Source organism: Frankia sp. CeCAU1, assembly GCF_977971845.1.
In genome coordinates this window covers 1-14,525 of the sequence record NZ_CDWWXA010000122.1, presented here as the reverse complement: position 1 = coordinate 14,525, position 14,525 = coordinate 1, and the positions used below count along the sequence as shown (strand labels likewise).

Annotated in this window: 16 protein-coding genes and 1 pseudogene; 11 read left to right on the top strand and 6 right to left on the bottom strand. The window is 72.3% G+C overall.

What is annotated here, in order from left to right:
• The 6 genes and pseudogenes from AC08OO_RS18365 to AC08OO_RS18340 all read left to right on the top strand — a co-directional run.
• Window positions 1-354: pseudogene (locus AC08OO_RS18365) on the top strand (cobyrinate a,c-diamide synthase); the annotation flags it as partial.
• A complete protein-coding gene (locus tag AC08OO_RS18360; RefSeq protein WP_476610953.1) occupies window positions 351-827 on the top strand; it encodes a cobalamin biosynthesis protein in 477 nt (158 codons plus the stop codon). The pseudogene AC08OO_RS18365 and the gene AC08OO_RS18360, both read left to right, overlap by 4 nt.
• 189 nt (window positions 828-1,016) lie before the next feature.
• Window positions 1,017-1,520: a hypothetical protein gene (locus AC08OO_RS18355; RefSeq protein ID WP_476610952.1), complete on the top strand. Its 504-nt coding sequence runs from the start codon at window positions 1,017-1,019 to the stop codon at window positions 1,518-1,520.
• Window positions 1,521-1,701: 181 nt separating this feature from the next.
• The gene (map, locus tag AC08OO_RS18350; protein WP_476610951.1) at window positions 1,702-2,469 is read left to right on the top strand and encodes a type I methionyl aminopeptidase; all 768 of its coding nucleotides are present in this window, start codon (window positions 1,702-1,704) and stop codon (window positions 2,467-2,469) included.
• A gap of 108 nt (window positions 2,470-2,577) precedes the next feature.
• Window positions 2,578-3,072, top strand: a complete 495-nt coding sequence (locus tag AC08OO_RS18345; protein ID WP_023841338.1) for a MarR family winged helix-turn-helix transcriptional regulator — start codon at window positions 2,578-2,580, stop codon at window positions 3,070-3,072.
• 385 nt (window positions 3,073-3,457) lie between these two features.
• Entirely contained in the window at window positions 3,458-4,903 is a 1,446-nt protein-coding gene (locus tag AC08OO_RS18340; protein WP_476610949.1) for an MFS transporter, read from the top strand.
• 62 nt (window positions 4,904-4,965) lie between these two features.
• On the opposite strand, the gene AC08OO_RS18335 is transcribed toward AC08OO_RS18340, so the two are convergent.
• Window positions 4,966-6,483: an AAA-type ATPase lid domain-containing protein gene (locus AC08OO_RS18335; protein WP_476610948.1), complete on the bottom strand. Its 1,518-nt coding sequence runs from the start codon at window positions 6,481-6,483 to the stop codon at window positions 4,966-4,968.
• A 196-nt stretch (window positions 6,484-6,679) separates the two neighbouring features.
• Between AC08OO_RS18335 and AC08OO_RS18330 the strand changes: the two genes are divergently transcribed.
• Window positions 6,680-7,666, top strand: a complete 987-nt coding sequence (locus AC08OO_RS18330; RefSeq protein ID WP_476610947.1) for an amidohydrolase family protein — start codon at window positions 6,680-6,682, stop codon at window positions 7,664-7,666.
• Window positions 7,666-8,364, top strand: coding sequence for an iron-sulfur cluster assembly protein (locus AC08OO_RS18325; RefSeq protein WP_476610946.1), 699 nt, complete (start codon window positions 7,666-7,668; stop codon window positions 8,362-8,364). Before AC08OO_RS18330 ends, AC08OO_RS18325 begins: the two co-directional genes overlap by 1 nt.
• Before the next feature lie 108 nt (window positions 8,365-8,472).
• Here the strand turns inward: AC08OO_RS18325 and AC08OO_RS18320 are convergent, their stop codons facing one another.
• Window positions 8,473-8,760 (bottom strand): hypothetical protein, encoded by a 288-nt coding sequence (locus AC08OO_RS18320; RefSeq protein ID WP_476610945.1) that lies wholly within the window; start codon window positions 8,758-8,760, stop codon window positions 8,473-8,475.
• A 569-nt stretch (window positions 8,761-9,329) separates the two neighbouring features.
• Between AC08OO_RS18320 and AC08OO_RS18315 the strand changes: the two genes are divergently transcribed.
• Complete coding sequence (locus tag AC08OO_RS18315) at window positions 9,330-10,280, top strand: hypothetical protein (protein ID WP_476610944.1); 951 nt, start codon at window positions 9,330-9,332, stop codon at window positions 10,278-10,280.
• A 20-nt stretch (window positions 10,281-10,300) separates the two neighbouring features.
• On the opposite strand, the gene AC08OO_RS18310 is transcribed toward AC08OO_RS18315, so the two are convergent.
• On the bottom strand, window positions 10,301-10,564 hold the full coding sequence (locus AC08OO_RS18310) for a hypothetical protein (RefSeq protein ID WP_476610943.1): 264 nt from the start codon (window positions 10,562-10,564) through the stop codon (window positions 10,301-10,303).
• Between the two features lie 263 nt (window positions 10,565-10,827).
• Here AC08OO_RS18310 and AC08OO_RS18305 point away from each other — a divergent pair, with 263 nt between their 5' ends.
• Window positions 10,828-11,274: a TM2 domain-containing protein gene (locus tag AC08OO_RS18305; protein ID WP_476610942.1), complete on the top strand. Its 447-nt coding sequence runs from the start codon at window positions 10,828-10,830 to the stop codon at window positions 11,272-11,274.
• Here AC08OO_RS18305 and AC08OO_RS18300 read toward each other — a convergent pair.
• On the bottom strand, window positions 11,259-11,837 hold the full coding sequence (locus AC08OO_RS18300) for a TetR/AcrR family transcriptional regulator (RefSeq protein WP_476610941.1): 579 nt from the start codon (window positions 11,835-11,837) through the stop codon (window positions 11,259-11,261). The two genes, AC08OO_RS18305 and AC08OO_RS18300, sit on opposite strands and share 16 nt — an antisense overlap.
• A 103-nt stretch (window positions 11,838-11,940) precedes the next feature.
• Between AC08OO_RS18300 and AC08OO_RS18295 the strand changes: the two genes are divergently transcribed.
• On the top strand, window positions 11,941-13,290 hold the full coding sequence (locus tag AC08OO_RS18295) for an MFS transporter (protein WP_476610940.1): 1,350 nt from the start codon (window positions 11,941-11,943) through the stop codon (window positions 13,288-13,290).
• 268 nt (window positions 13,291-13,558) lie between these two features.
• On the opposite strand, the gene AC08OO_RS18290 is transcribed toward AC08OO_RS18295, so the two are convergent.
• Both AC08OO_RS18290 and AC08OO_RS18285 read right to left on the bottom strand, forming a co-directional pair.
• A complete protein-coding gene (locus tag AC08OO_RS18290; protein WP_476610939.1) occupies window positions 13,559-13,783 on the bottom strand; it encodes a helix-turn-helix transcriptional regulator in 225 nt (74 codons plus the stop codon).
• Window positions 13,780-14,187, bottom strand: a complete 408-nt coding sequence (locus AC08OO_RS18285; RefSeq protein WP_476618815.1) for a hypothetical protein — start codon at window positions 14,185-14,187, stop codon at window positions 13,780-13,782. Before AC08OO_RS18285 ends, AC08OO_RS18290 begins: the two co-directional genes overlap by 4 nt.
• Window positions 14,188-14,525 lie beyond the last annotated feature (338 nt).

Genomic DNA, 14,525 nt, shown 5'->3' with positions numbered 1-14,525 from the left:
CCCGCCCACGGCGCCGCAGGCCCGCCCCCCGGGCCGTCGGGGGTGGCGGCGTGGTGGCTGCCGGTACCCGAAACCGCGCCCCGACCCGCACCGGGACGCGTGGCGGGTGGTGGCCGGCGCAGCGGGCAGCAGGCGGCGTCGCCGTGGATGTCCGAGGGGTTCGTGTACCGCCGGGTGCACGCCTCCTACCTGCATCTGCACTGGGCTGGACGGCCCGGCGCCGCCACCCGCCTGCTCGCCGCCGCCCGCGCGGCCCGCCGGGAGGACGGCCGGGACACCGCCGGCGCCGCACCCCGCGTCCGCGCCCCGAAGCCCGCCGGCCCACCCGGCCGGATCCAGCCCGGCGCGGCGTGACCGGAGCGGAACCGGGGGACGGGAGGCTGGTCGTCGGTGTCGGCGCACGGCCCGGGGTGACGGCGGCGGAGATCCTGGAGCTGGTCGAGGCGGCGCTGCACGACCTCGCGGCGCCGGCGAGCGCGGTGCGCCGGATGGCGACGGTCGAGGCCCGCCGGGACGAACCGGGCGTCATCGCCGCCGCCCGCCACCACGGCTGGCCGCTGGTGGGCCATCCCGCCGCCCTGCTCGCCACCGTCGACGTGCCCCATCCCGGTGCCGCCGCCCACGCCGCGCTCGGCACCCCGAGCGTCGCCGAGGCTGCCTGTCTGATTCCCTTCGCTGTCCCCCCGTCCCCGGCAACGGCCACCCTGCCCCCGGCAACGGCCATGCCACAGCCGGTCCTGCTCGTACCCAAACGCGCCGGCCGGCGGGCGACGGTCGCGATCGCCCGGCATGGCACGCCGGATCGGGATGGCGGCGCTTCCGCGTGACCGCGGACCAGGTTGGCTGGGTGGTCGAGCGGACCACCTTTGATCAGCATCGGCTCGCGCCACTGGTGTTGTTGACGTACTACGCGGTCACCCCACTGCCCTCAGGACAACCGTTCAGAGCAGCTGTTCAGGACCTGGCCATTCTCGGCGCGCTGCGCTCGGTTGTCCGCAGCGGAGATTTACGCCTTCATGGCAACTCCCGACCACTGGGTCGGCACCTTCGCTGCGACGAAGGCGGTCCGCGAGGAGAACACCGACCGCCCGGTGCCGGTGGGGGCACGGTTCGTCGACGTCATCGAGGTCGCCCCGGACACGACCGTCGAGGTCGAGTGGACGGTCACCCGCGACGAGCCCGGAGTCATCTGGCAGATGACCACCGACCCCGCCATAAGCGCCGACCCGGCCGACGGCACTGTCCACATCGTCATCACCTACACCTACACCTTCGCCGGCGGCACAGAAACGGAGCTCGCCGCCGACACCGTAGCCGCCGCGGCCGGCTCTGCCGGTGCCGGTGCCGGTGCCGGTGCCGGGACGCTGGTCACCCGTGCCCTACGCGCCACCTACCTCGGCAACTCGCCCATTCCCCTGGCCTACCGCGACAGCTGGACAGACCAGGCCGGCCCAGCCCACTTCCTGCAGACAGTCCGGGAAACGCTGCTCAATACCGGGTCCACCGGCCGGCGACCTTGACGTCTCATCAGCTTTGACCTACCGGAGCCGGGGATCGCGTGTTCTCCGGATACGCCCCGCGTCCACGGTCGTGCCGTGTGGCTCCCCGCCACCGGTAATCTTCAGCGACTCAGAGGACAAACACGAATCTTTCTTCCCGAGGTTTCTCAGCCCCAACCGACGGCGGGCGACGGAGCAACCCATGGTCGAACTGAAGTCGGGCACGGCGATCGAGGCGACGGCCGCGGCCGGGGCGGTCGTCGCCCGCGCCCTCGCGGCGGTACGCGCCACCGCCGCAGCCGGCGTCACCCTGCGCGAGCTCGACGACACCGCGCACGCGGTGATCCGCGACGCCGGGGCCGAGCCGGCCTTCCTGCACTACCAGCCGCCCTTCGCCCCGACCCCGTTCCCCGCGGTCATCTGCACCTCGGTCAACGACACGGTCGTGCACGGCATCCCGGACGGCACCCCGCTGCGCGACGGCGACCTGCTCAGCGTCGACTGCGGCGCCGAGCTCGACGGCTGGGTCGGCGACGCGGCCGTCACCTTCTGCATCGGCACCCCCCGACCGGGCGACGCCGACCTCGTCGAGACCACCCGCCGCGCGCCGGCCGCCGGCATCACCGCCGCGGTCGCGGGCGGCCGCCTCGGCGACATCGCGCACGCCATCGGCCGGGTCGGGCGGGCAGCCGGCTACGGCATCCCGCGCGGCTTCGGCGGCCATGGCATCGGCCGGCGCATGCACGAGGACCCCGGTGTTCCCAACGACGGCCGGCCCGGTCGGGGCATGCTGCTGCGTCCCGGCCTGGTCCTCGCCCTGGAGCCGATGTTCCTCGCCGGCGGTCGCGACCACTGCCGCACGGCCCCAGACGGTTGGGCGCTGCGCACCGCCGACGGCAGCCGCGCCGCCCACGCCGAGCACACCGTCGCGATCACCGAGGACGGCCCCCGCGTACTGACCGCCCCCTGAGGGCGGATCGTGGCCGGCGCGGGCGATGATCCCGCCAGGCGATCGTCGGCGTGGAGAACCTGCTGATCCGACCGGTGAAACCGGCCCTTTTCCAGCTATCCTGTCGGGGTGGTGGTGCAGCTACGGCTGGAGCGGGACGCGCGGGCGTTGACCGAGGTCGTCACTCGACTTCGGCGGGTGCTGCGGACGAGTATCCGCAGCGACTACCCGTGGGAGGCCCTGCCGATGGCCCAGGTGGAGTTGTTGCAATGCCTGCAGGAACGCGATGGCGCGCGGGTGGGCGAGCTCGCCGGCCTGCTCCACCTGGCTCCGAATACGGTGAGCACCCTGGTGCAACAGATGTCGGACGCGGATCTTCTGCGGCGGGTCACCGACCCGGCCGACCGGCGCGCGGCCCGGGTGTCGTTGACCGAGACCGGTACCCGCCATCTGCAGGGGTGGCGCGAGGCCCACGAACGCAGGCTCGGCGACGCACTGGGCCGGCTCGCCGCCGCCGACCAGGCCGTTATTGTCGAAGCCTTGCCGGCCCTGTCACGCCTGGTCGAACAGCTCGATGACCGCCGCCCGGCCGACCCGTCCTCCGTCGCCACCGGCGGACCCTGACCGCAGGTTCCTCGGGAGGCGTGCCGGACCGGTTGCCGCCGCTGCGGGATCACGCCCGCCGGCTTCGCGGACGCCGCCGCGCCCGGGCTGGTGCTGGCGCAGGCGATCGGACGGTGGGTAACTACTTTCAGGACCTCGGCGTGCTGCTGCTCGCCGCCGACCGGCGCTGGGCCTTTCGCCGGGGAAGGCTGTTCGCCCTGTACGTCGCGGCCTACACCGCCGGCCACCAACGCCGCGTGCCCACCTCCAGCGGCCGGCCTGGCATTCGCCCCCGCACCGGCCTACTCTGTCTGAAACAGAGTTTATCTGTCACAGACAGAGCTGGGGAGCCGCGCCCTGCCGTGAGCGGCTTCCGCTGGAGGAACAGGTAGCCATGGACCCGGGCGTGCGTACCTCCGCGTCCCGCAACACCCTGATGTCGCTGCTGGCCCACGAGCGGGCCCGCCCGCGCGCGGTCCGCGACCTGCCGGGCGGCTGGTGGCTGGCGGTCGCCACCGTGTGCTTCGGCGCGTTCATGGGCCAACTCGACGCCAGCATCGTCACCCTGGCCTACGGGCCGCTGTGCGCACAGTTCCACGCCCCGCTCGCCGCAGTCACCTGGGTCTCCCTGGCCTACCTGCTCACCCTGGTCGCCCTGCTGGTGCCCGTCGGCCGGCTCGCCGACGCCCACGGCCGCAAACAGTTCTACCTCTACGGACTCCTCGTCTTCATCGCCGCCTCGGCCGCCTGTGGCCTGGCTCCCAGCCTCGCCGCTTTGATCGGTTCCCGCGTCGCGCAGGCCGTCGGCGCCGCGATGCTGCAGGCCAACAGCGTCGCCCTTGTCGCCACCAGCGCACCCCGCCCGAGGATGCGCGCCGCCCTGGGCGTCCAGGCCGCCGCCCAGGCCCTCGGCCTCGCTCTCGGCCCCACCCTCGGCGGAGCCCTGGTCACCACCCTCGGCTGGCGCTGGGTGTTCGCCATCAACGTCCCCGTCGGGACAATCGCCCTCATCGCCGGCTACTACCTGCTACCCCGCACCCGCCAGCGCACCGACCCTGCCCCCTTCGACTGGCCGGGCCTGGCCCTCCTCGCCACCGCCACCACCACCCTGCTGCTGGCCGTCTCGGCCGTCTCCGGCCTGAACCTGCCCTCCGCGGCCACCGCCATCCTCGCCATCCTCGCCCCGCTCGCCGGCTACGGCCTCGTCCAACGGGAACGCCGCGCGCCGGCACCCCTGATCGACCTGCGCCTCCTTCGCATCCCTGCCCTCGCGGGGGGACTCGTCGGCGCGCTGTGCGGCTACCTCGTCCTGTTCGGCCCGCTCGTCCTGGTCCCCGTCGTCCTCACCGACCGCGGCACCTCCCCCCTGCACGCCGGGCTGGTCCTCACCGCCCTGCCCGGAGGCTTCGCGCTCGCCGCCAGCGGCGCCGGGGCGGTCCTACCCGACCGGTGGAGCGACCGCCGCCGCTACGCGCTCGGCGCCGTCACCTGCACGATGGCACTCGCCGCCGCACTCGCCGTGCCACTGTCCGCACCCTGGCTGATCCCCCCGATGGCCGTGCTCGGCCTCGGCATCGGCGTCTACACCCCCACCAACAACACCACGATCATGAGTGCGATCCCGGCCCACGCGGCGGGTACCGGCGGCGGACTGGTCAACATGACCCGCGGCCTGGGCACCGCCCTCGGCGTGGCCATGGTCACCCTCGCCGTCCACCTCGCCGCCGGCGCCACCGGGCCCCGCCTGGCAATCGTCGGCCTCACCGCGGCATCCCTCCTCCTGTTCACCCCCCTCCTCACCCCTGGCCGGGGCATGAGGAACATCGGAACGGAAAACAGCGCCAGGTGCTGATCTAGTACTCCAGTGACAGTGATCCTTACGTGGTCGCGGCCCGGTGAGTCCGGGCTGAGCGGCTACCTGACCCGGATGCCGTACTGGGCGATCCGCCGGTAGAGCGTGGACCGGCTCAGGCCGACCCGCTCGGCTGCCTCGGCCATGGTGAGGGACGGGTCGTTCAGAGCCCGCACGATCTCGTCCCGCTCGAACGTCTCCAGTCGCGTCAGCCGGTGGCGGCCGTGCGAGAGCACCTCGGCCGGGAGGTGTCCGACGTCGATCGGGTCGTGGCGGCGAGCCAGTTTCTTGACGACCTGCATCAGCTGCTCGACGTTGCCCGGCCAACGATGGTCGGACAGGGCGCGTTCGGCCGCCGGGGTCAGATCCACCTCGCGGCCCCGTGCCCGCAGGGCCGCCACCCGCGCCAACGGCCCGATGTCCTCGGGCCGTTGGCGCAGCGGTGCGACCGGGACGATCCCGTCAACGATCGCGCGCAGTGCGGCCGGGATATCCTCGAACCGCTCCACCGTGATCACGAAGGGCAGGCAGCCCGCCGGGTCGGCTGCGCCCGATCGCGCCTCGACCCGGGCCCTGAGCACCCGGTCCCGCACCTGTTCGGCCACCCACAGGGGGAGCAGGTCGACGTCGCGCACGATGACCGCCGTGCTCGCCTTCGTCAGCTCCGGGGTCCACAGGGACAGCCACGGCTCGACGTCCGCCGCTGCCGGGTTGCTCGCGGCCAGGATGCGGTAGCGCGGAAAGGCCCGGCGCAGGGCCTGCGCGAGCGCCGTCGTACGGCCGCTGCCCGGCTCGCCGACACAGGCCACGACCCGCCCGTCGCGCAGGCCCGCCTCTGCCAGTGACACCGCACGGCGCCAGGAGCCGGAGAGGTCGTGCAGACTGCCGGCCCCGGGCTCCGCGCGCGGGCTTTCCACCCGGAACACCTCGCCGCGTGGGCGCGGGCGGCCACCCGTGACGCCCCCGGACCGCAACCGCATCAGGTCCGTCGTGTGCTGCGCGGCGGACTCAGCCAGCGCGAGCAGCAGGTTGCTCGACGACTCCGACCAGGTCGTCAGGTTGACCGAGCCCTCGAGGCGTCCGGTCCCTGGGTGGAGCACCGGCGCCGCGGCGCAGGTGTAGCAGCACAGCCCGACGGCGTAGTGCTCCTCGGCCCGCACCAGGGACGGGGCGCGGTCCGCCAGCGCGAGCCCGAGTCCCGTCGTACCCACCACCCGCTCGGCGTAGGAGAAGCCCGGCGCGAGGTGGACCCGGTCCAGCGCGCGCAGGAGGCTGGTGTCCCCGCTGAGACGGTTGAGCACCAAGCCGTCCGCGTCGGTCAACATCAGGCTGACGGGCTCCGCGGCCAGCGTCCGGTGGAGGCCGGCCAGCACCTCGCGGCCGCTGTCGTAGAACAGCGAGCTCTGGTCGATCGTGCCGGAGAAGACCGGGTCGACGTCGTCGAGGGAGACGCCGTACTCCTCGCTGCGCTGCCAGGAGGCCATCAGCCGGCAGGAGACGTCCGACCGGGTGTGGTCGCGCCCCGCGCGCGCCTCGGCCGCGAACCCGCGGGCACGTGCCGGGATGACGTCGTCGGGCATGACACTCCCTGAAAGCCCTGCTGTGATCCAGGTCATAAGCGTAGGCGCCAGCCTCGTCCCTGGCACGGCCGCGCGTGTCTCAGTTTGGGACATTCGGTCATCCCACAATGAGACATCGACCCCGGGACCTCTCCCCCCACGCGGGCACTAGCCTCCCGACAGGCCCGCGATGGCCGTGGGCCGGAGGAGGACCAGGATGTACGCCAAGGACGGTGAGAACTACTTCATCGTGGACGCCCACATCGCGTTGTGGGACGGGCGCCCGGAGAACCAGCGCAACGTCCACGGCAAGCAGTTCATCGACTGCTTCTACGCCTACCACACGAGCTTTACCCCGGCGTCGGAGATGTGGGAGTACGACGAGTACCTCTACCAGGGCGGCGAGCGGCTGATGAAGGATGTGTTCGAGACCGGGTACGTCGACCACGCCATCTTCCAACCCGCCTACCTCGGGGAGTTCTACACCAACGGGTTCGGGCAGACCGAAGAGGCGTTCGCGCTCACCCAGGCCCACCCCGACAAGCTGACCTACAACCACAACTGGGATCCGCGCAACGGCGGGGCCGGCCTCGACCAGCTCCGCGCCGACGCCGAGAGGTTCGGTCTCAAGGGGGTCAAGCTCTACACCGCGGAGTGGAAAGGCGGCTCGCGCGGATGGAAGCTGACCGATCCCTGGGCTTATCGGTACTTGGAGGCCTGCCAGGAGTTAGGCATCAAGAACATCCACGTCCACAAGGGCCCGACCATCAAGCCGCTGGACCGCGACGCGTTCGACGTCGCCGACATCGACCACGTCGCAAGCGATTTCGAAGACCTGAACTTCATTGTGGAGCACGTGGGGATGCCCCGGCTGGAGGACTTCTGCTGGATCGCGACCCAGGAGACCAACGTATACGGCGGACTCGCGGTGGTCATGCACTTCATGTACTCGAAGCCGCGCTACTTCGCCCAGGTCATGGGCGAACTTCTCTACTGGATCGGCGAGGACAAGATCCAGTTCTCCTCCGACTACGCGATCTGGACGCCCAAGTGGCTCATCGAGAGTTTCGTCGCCTGGCAGTTCCCCGAGGACATGGGGTACGCACCCATCACCACGGAGCAGAAGAAGAAGATCCTCGGGCTCAACGCCGCCAAGATGTACGACCTCCCGGTGCCGGCCGAGCTGCAGCTGGCAGGCGCGTGATGACCGTCGCGTCAGCCGTCCTGACCGAGGCCGACGTACGACGGCAGCTGGACCAGGTCGTCGACCCGGAGCTGGACGAGCCGATCACCGATCTGGGGTTCGTGCACTCGGTGTCGGTCGACGACGCCCGGATCGAGGTGCACCTGCGCCTGCCCACGGCCTTCTGTTCGCCCACCTTCGCCTACCTGATGGCCTCCGACGCCAAGGACATCCTGGTCGCGGTCGCCGGGGACCGGCAGGTGGTCGTGCAGCTCGACGAGCACCACGACTCCGGCCTCATCAACCGCGGCCTGGCCGCCGACGCCGGGTACCGAGGGACGTTCGGCCATGAGTCCGACGACTCGCTCGACGAGCTACGCACCACGTTCCGCCGCAAGGCGCACACGGCCGCGGTGGAGCGGTGCCTCGCTGCCTACCTGCGAGCCCACCCCGAGCTCCCCGAGTCGGATATGGGGGAGATCCGGCTCGGGGACCTGCCGGACGACAACCTCACGGTCGCACTGGTACGTCGACGCGCCTCGCTCGGGCTCGGCAGCGACCCGCGGGACGTCGTCCTGGTCGACCACGACGGGCGCCGCTACGACCCCGAACAGGTTCCCCTGGCGCTCCGGTTCGCCCGCACGACGCGGATCTCGATCGAGGGCAACACCCATATGTGCCTCGGCCTGCTGCGGAGCCGGACCTGCGCCGGGGGGTGACCGCCGCGGTCAGCGGAGAGCGGGCTTTGCGCACCGCTCTCCGCCCGTGGTGGCGCTGGCTGACCGGGTGAGGATGATCCCGAAACCGCCCGGCCTACCGGCGAGGTCCTACCCGCGAGAGCCGCCCGGGGCCGGGCGGACGGCGCGTTCGGCGATCCGGATCAGCGCCCGCCGCGGCAGCAGCCGCCCACCCCGGGCCAGCAGCGCGTTGCGCCGGGTGATCTCGGCGGCGTTCGCGCGCAACCGGTCCTCACCTCGCGCGGCGAGCACGAGGTCGGCGAGCACGAGGTCGGCGAGCACGAGGTCGGCGCCCCGGGCGGCGGACTCGCGGGCGAAGACGGCGCCGATGCCCGTCGACGCACCGGTGATCAGTGCGGTCTGCCCGCGGAAACCCACTGCCTCTCCCTCCCACAGTTCTCCCTAGCGGCAGGGTGGCCCGGCCACGGGGAGGCGCGGCTTGCCCTGGCAGGTGAGTTATCCGCCTGTGAGTTATCCGACGGATCGCGGGTTGGCTGCGACGGCGGGGCGTCGAGGGAACAGGATCTGGACCGATGGCTCGACGACCGGGAACACCGCACCCCCGACCTGCCTGACCTGCGCCGCGACCACCTCACCGGCGGGGGCGGGCACGGCGGGGACGGACCCCGAGCTCGATCATCGGGAACGTCCGAACTGTCCGGGGCAGACCAGGAGCAGACTCTGATCAATCTGTCAAACCGCTGTACACCACCCCCCTCTTGCGCGGTAGCTTGCGACTGGTCACAGTGTTTGCCGGATCAGCTACGCACTGGGGTGAACCGTGCGGGTTCATCAGCATCATCGGCGTACGGCCGGCCGTGCCGACCGGCGGCGGCCCCAGCCACGGGACGACGCAACGAAGCATGGTCCCCGCCCGGTCGGACATCCGTCGCCGGGCTGTGACCGGTGCGCCACGAGGCGCCGGTGCGGAACGTGAGGGGATGGTCATGAACGGCGTGGAACTGTCGCCCACCCGGGCCTCGGACCGGCTCGGTCTGGCGTCCGCCGGACGGGCCGCGGCGGTACTCTCCCGGGAGATCACGTTCGCCGATCCCGATCCGGTGACGCTCACCGAACTCGACGACCGGCTGCACCGGTACGCCACGACCCTGTTCTCCGCCCCGCACACGACGCTGGTGGGCCCGGTCATCGCCGACTGGCGGCGGGTCCAGGCCGCCCTGGGACGGCGGCTGTCCCCGACGGTGCACGCCGAACTGACCCGGGTCGCCGGCTACCTGTCGTTCTCCCTCGGGATGCTGGCCGTCGACACCGGCGACGACACCTCGGCGCGGCGGTTCGCGACCCTCACCGAGCAGTTCGCCGCCCAGCTCGACGACCGGCTGCTCACCGGCACCGCGCACAGCCTGGACGCGGCGATCGCCTTCGTCACCGGACGCTACGCCGCCGCCCGCGACGCCGCGGCCAAGGCGGCCGCCGTCGACCATCCCTACCTGCACGGCTGGGCGGCGGCGGTGCAGGTCACCGCCGCCGCGGCCACCGGCGACGAGGCAGCCCTCGACGCCGCCCTGAACCGGCTGCGCCACCGGCCGACCGTGCTCGGCCTGCGCCATCCCGGCTGGCCCCCCTTCGACGAGGTCCGGGAGGCCTGCGTCGTCGCCGACGCGATGGCCCGCCTCGGGATGCCCGGGGCGCGGTCCGCCGCCTACACCGCGATCGACCTGACCACCCCGGCGACCCTCGACCGCGGCTGGGCGCTGGCGTCGCTCGCCGCCACCACGCTGCGCCGCGATCCCGCGGTGGCCCAAGCCGCTCTCCTCGAGGTGGAGGACATCCTCGACAAGCGCCCGTCGCGGGTGCTCGCCCTGAGGATGAACGAGATCCTGATGCTCACCTCGGCGCACGCCGAGCGCGCCTCGCGGCGGGCCGGCGCCGCCTGAGCCGAGCCCGGGGGAGCAGGTCACCCGGCCGGGCGGCCGGCCGCGGCGCGCAGCCGCGCACCGCGGCGCACGAGCAGCCGTTCGGCCAGCGCGTCGGCGCGTTCGATGTCCTCGAGGGTGGCCCGCGTGCGCCGCTCGACCTCCAGGATCGCCGCCAGTAGCTCGGCGGACAGCCGGGTGCGGGCGGCGACCCGGGCGACGCTGGGCGGCAGCGCGGGCGCGCTGCCCGGCACGGCGGGCCGGGCGGTGGTGGTCGGACGAGAAGTCAGATGCGCCAGAGCCATACTCCAGTGATATCGCGGCCGGTACGCACCGCAACATCTTGACTTCTCGGCGAATCCGGAATCAGCATTGCCCCACAGGGCATCCACAGGGCCGCGGCAGGTTACCCACCGGCTTGTCGACAGGTTTATCCACATAACGATCTTTGTGTGGTGAATGTCACATTCCTGAAGGTCGGGGAGGCCGGTCGCGGTTCCGGTATTCCGGTCCATTCACGTAACCGGATGATCCTGTTACAGTGTGCACCGACAAGATCGGGGGTCACATGACAGGGTGGGACGATCCGCACCGGCAGCCGCAGCAGCCCGGGCCGGCCGGATACTACGAGCCGGCCGGATACGAGCCGTACGGACAGCCGCCGCCTCACGGCCAGGCCGGCGGGCCGGGTCCGACGCCGTATCCGATCGGCCCGCCGCAACCCTTCCCGGGTCCCGGCCCGGGCCAGGGCTACCCGCCGGTACCGCCGAAGTCGGTCGCGGTCGCGCTGCTGCTGACCTTCCTGTGGCTGGGCGTGGGCCACATCTACGCCGGCAGGACCACCACGGGTGTCGTGCTTCTGATCGCCGACCTGTTCCTGTGGATGTTCTCCTTCTTCATCATCACACTGATCATCACCGTTCCGGTGTGGTTCATCGTGTGGGTGATCGCCATGGTCAGCTCCGCCTCGGCGGTCCAGGAGTACAACACCCGGCTCGGCTACCCGCGCGGCTGACCACCGCCGCGGGCGAGCAGGGCGTCCACCAACCGGCGGGCGTCGGCGAGATCGACCGGGTCGGCGACGAACAGGATGCGGTACATCATCGGCGCCATGACTCCCTCGACGATCTCACCAACCCCGGGGGTGGGTTCACCGCGACGCGCGGCCCGTTCGACGATGATCCCGATCTGCTCGCGGATGTACAGGTCACAGCGGCACGCCGGCCGGTCGTCGCCGCAGGAAGCGACCAGGTCGCACAGGAACGCCCGGCCCGCGGGGGAGGACATCTCCTCCAGGTACTGCTCGCAGTAGGCGGCCAGATCGCCGCGCAGCGACCCGGTGTCCACCGGCGGGGTCTCCGGGCGCAGCCGCTCGGCGGCGACGTCGGCGAGCAGCTCGGTCAGATCCCCCCAGCGCCGGTAGACGGTGGAGGCGGTCACCCCCGCCCGGGCGGCGACCAGCGGCACCGTGATCTCGTGCCGACCCCGCTCGGCCTGCAGCGCGCGCACCGCGGCATGCACGGACTGCTGGACCCGCGCGCTACGCCCCCCGGGCCGCGGACCCTCGGACGGACTCACGCATCCAGCCTAACGCACATCCTTTGCGTTAACGCCGGGCCGAGGGTACCGTCTGGCGCTAACGCAAAATCTTAGCTTTAGCTGTCCGGTGAAGGGAAACCCGATGTCCTCCCAACCCATCGCCACCGGCCTTCCCGCCGGCCAGACCGGCCAGACCGGCGCCGCCGGTTACGGGACCCCGTCCTCGGCCACCGCCCCGGTACCGGCGGTGGCCCTGCCGCGGCAGGGCGCGGCCCGCGACGCCCCGTCCGACCCGGGCGCGGCGCCCCACCGGGGCAGGCTGTCCCCGCGCGCCGGATTCCTCCTGCAGACGTCGATGATCGGCTCGTTCCTCGCCGCGTCCTCGGCCCCCACCCCCCTCTACCCGGTCTACCAGGCCCGCTGGGGGTTCTCCCCGATCACCGTGACCGTCGTGTTCGCCGTGTACGCCCTGGCCGTCCTCGCCGCGCTGCTCACCGTCGGAGCCCTCTCCGACCACATCGGGCGCCGTCCGGTGCTGCTCGCCGCCTCGCTGCTGCTCGCCGCCGCCCTGGCGGTGTTCGCCACCGCCGGCGGGGTGGGGGAACTGACCGTCGGCCGCGTTCTGCAGGGCCTGGCGACCGGCGCCGCCAGTGGCGCCCTCGGCGCCGGCCTGCTCGACCTCGACCGGGCCCGCGGCACCCTGGCCAACGGAGTCGGCCCGTTCACCGGCCTGGCCCTGGGCGCCCTCGGGTCCAGTCTGCTCGTGGCCTACCTGCCCGCTCCCACCCGTCTGGTCTACCTGGTGCTGTGCGCGATCGTGCTCGCCCAGGCGGTCGGGGTCGCGGCGATGCCCGAGACCGCACCGCGCATCCCCGGAGCGCTCGCGTCGCTGCGCCCGACCATCGGCGTACCCGCCGCCGCCCGCCGCGACCTGCTGATCGCCGCGCCCTGCCTGGTCGCATCCTGGGCCCTGAGCGGGTTCTACCTCTCCCTCGGCCCGAGCCTGGCCCGGCTCGTCGTCGACTCCCGCTGGGTCGTGCTGGGAGGTCTCGCGGTCTTCGCCCTCACCGTGACCGCGGCCCTGACGGTGCTGCTCGTGCGCGGCACCGCTGCCCGTACCGTGATGTTCCTCGGCGCCCTGGGCCTGCTCGTCGGCGTCGGTGTCACCCTGCTCGGCGCGGACCTTCCCTCCACCCCGACGTTCTTCGCCGGCACCACGCTGGCCGGTATCGGTCTCGGCGCCGGTTTCCAGGGCGGCCTGCGCGTCCTGATCCCCCTGGTCGCCCCGCACGAACGCGCCGGCCTGCTCTCGACCGTCTACGTGCTGTGCTACCTCGCCTTCGGCGTCCCCGCGGTCGTCGCCGGCTACCTGGTCACCCACCACGGGCTGCTGCCCACCGCCCGCGGGTACGGCCTGGTCGTCATGGCCCTCGCCGCGCTGGCGCTTCTCGGCCTGCTCACCCGCGCCCGGCGCCCGGCGCCCGGCGCCTGACGATCCGGCGGATCAGCCGCCGGTCTTCGGCCAGCGTCCCGACTGCTGGGGCTACGCCAGCAGCGTGAAGTGCGGGATGCGGCATGCAGGAGGCATGGGCGCGGCCCGAGGTTGCTGGTCCGGGTGAGCTGTTTGCGGTGGAGGGCAGGACCGCTGTGGTCACCGGTGGTGCCGGGGGGAGCGGGGGAGCGGGCCGGTGATCGGCGATCTGTCGACGGAGCGGGGTGTCGATGTTGGAGTGACTGGGGCGCGTTGGCCGAGGTCGAGCTCAGGGCCGATCGGTGGCGGTGGTTGTCCCTGACCGGCCGGGGATGAAGATCTCCTCGATGGCCAGGCTGAAGATGTCGGCGAGGGTGAATGCCAGGAGAAGACTGGGGTCGTACCGTTCGGTCTCGATTGCGTTGATGGTCTGCCGGGACACCCGGCATCGGTCGGCCAGGTAGGCCTGGCTCCACCGGCGTTCCGCCCGCAGCACGCGCAGCCGGTTCTTCATCGGCGTAGACGGGTGCGCAGGTCTGCGATCAGCAGCCACATCGCCACGCCGCCGATGGTGATTATCTGGGCGAGCTGGCGTAGCTGGACGATGCCGGCGGCGTCGAGCAGGGCGGCTAGCTGAAGCCCTACCAGGACTGCCGCGAAGGTAATCGCCATGCTCTCCACTTGGATCTTGCGCTGGTACTCGTCGGCGCGGCGGAAGGCGCGCAGCAGTACCCATGCCACGGCGAGCGTGAACGCGCCGCTGGCCCCCAGCCACCAGGCCTTCTGGGCGGCGGTCTGGTCGGGGCCGCCGCCCAGGGCCAGAGCGATCCCGCCGAGGGTGGCGACGGGGAGACCGTCCAGGAAGACCGCCCTGCGGGCGGCGCGTGTCACGTTGTCCCGCCGCGTCTCATCAGCCATGTCATCGGTCATGTCATGACTGTAAAGTTGACTTTCCATCAAGTCAAGTTCGCTTGTCATGGGCGGCCCTGGGCGTCGGCGTAGGAGAAGTGAGAGGAGACCGGCGTGGTGTCCCCGCGCGCCTACCTGGCCCATCTCGCGCAGACCGGCCCCGCGCTCTGGCCATCCTCGACCTCGCCGGGCCAAGCCGCGGCCCGGTTCTAACGCCGCCAGGGGGAACGCGACCCGGGGCGCGGCGCCGGCTCGGTCGCCGCCCAGATCCGCCGCCACCGCGCCGTCGGGGTGTTCGGGGCGCCACGCAGCCGCGCGGAGACCGCCGCCGACCCCGCGGCCCCACC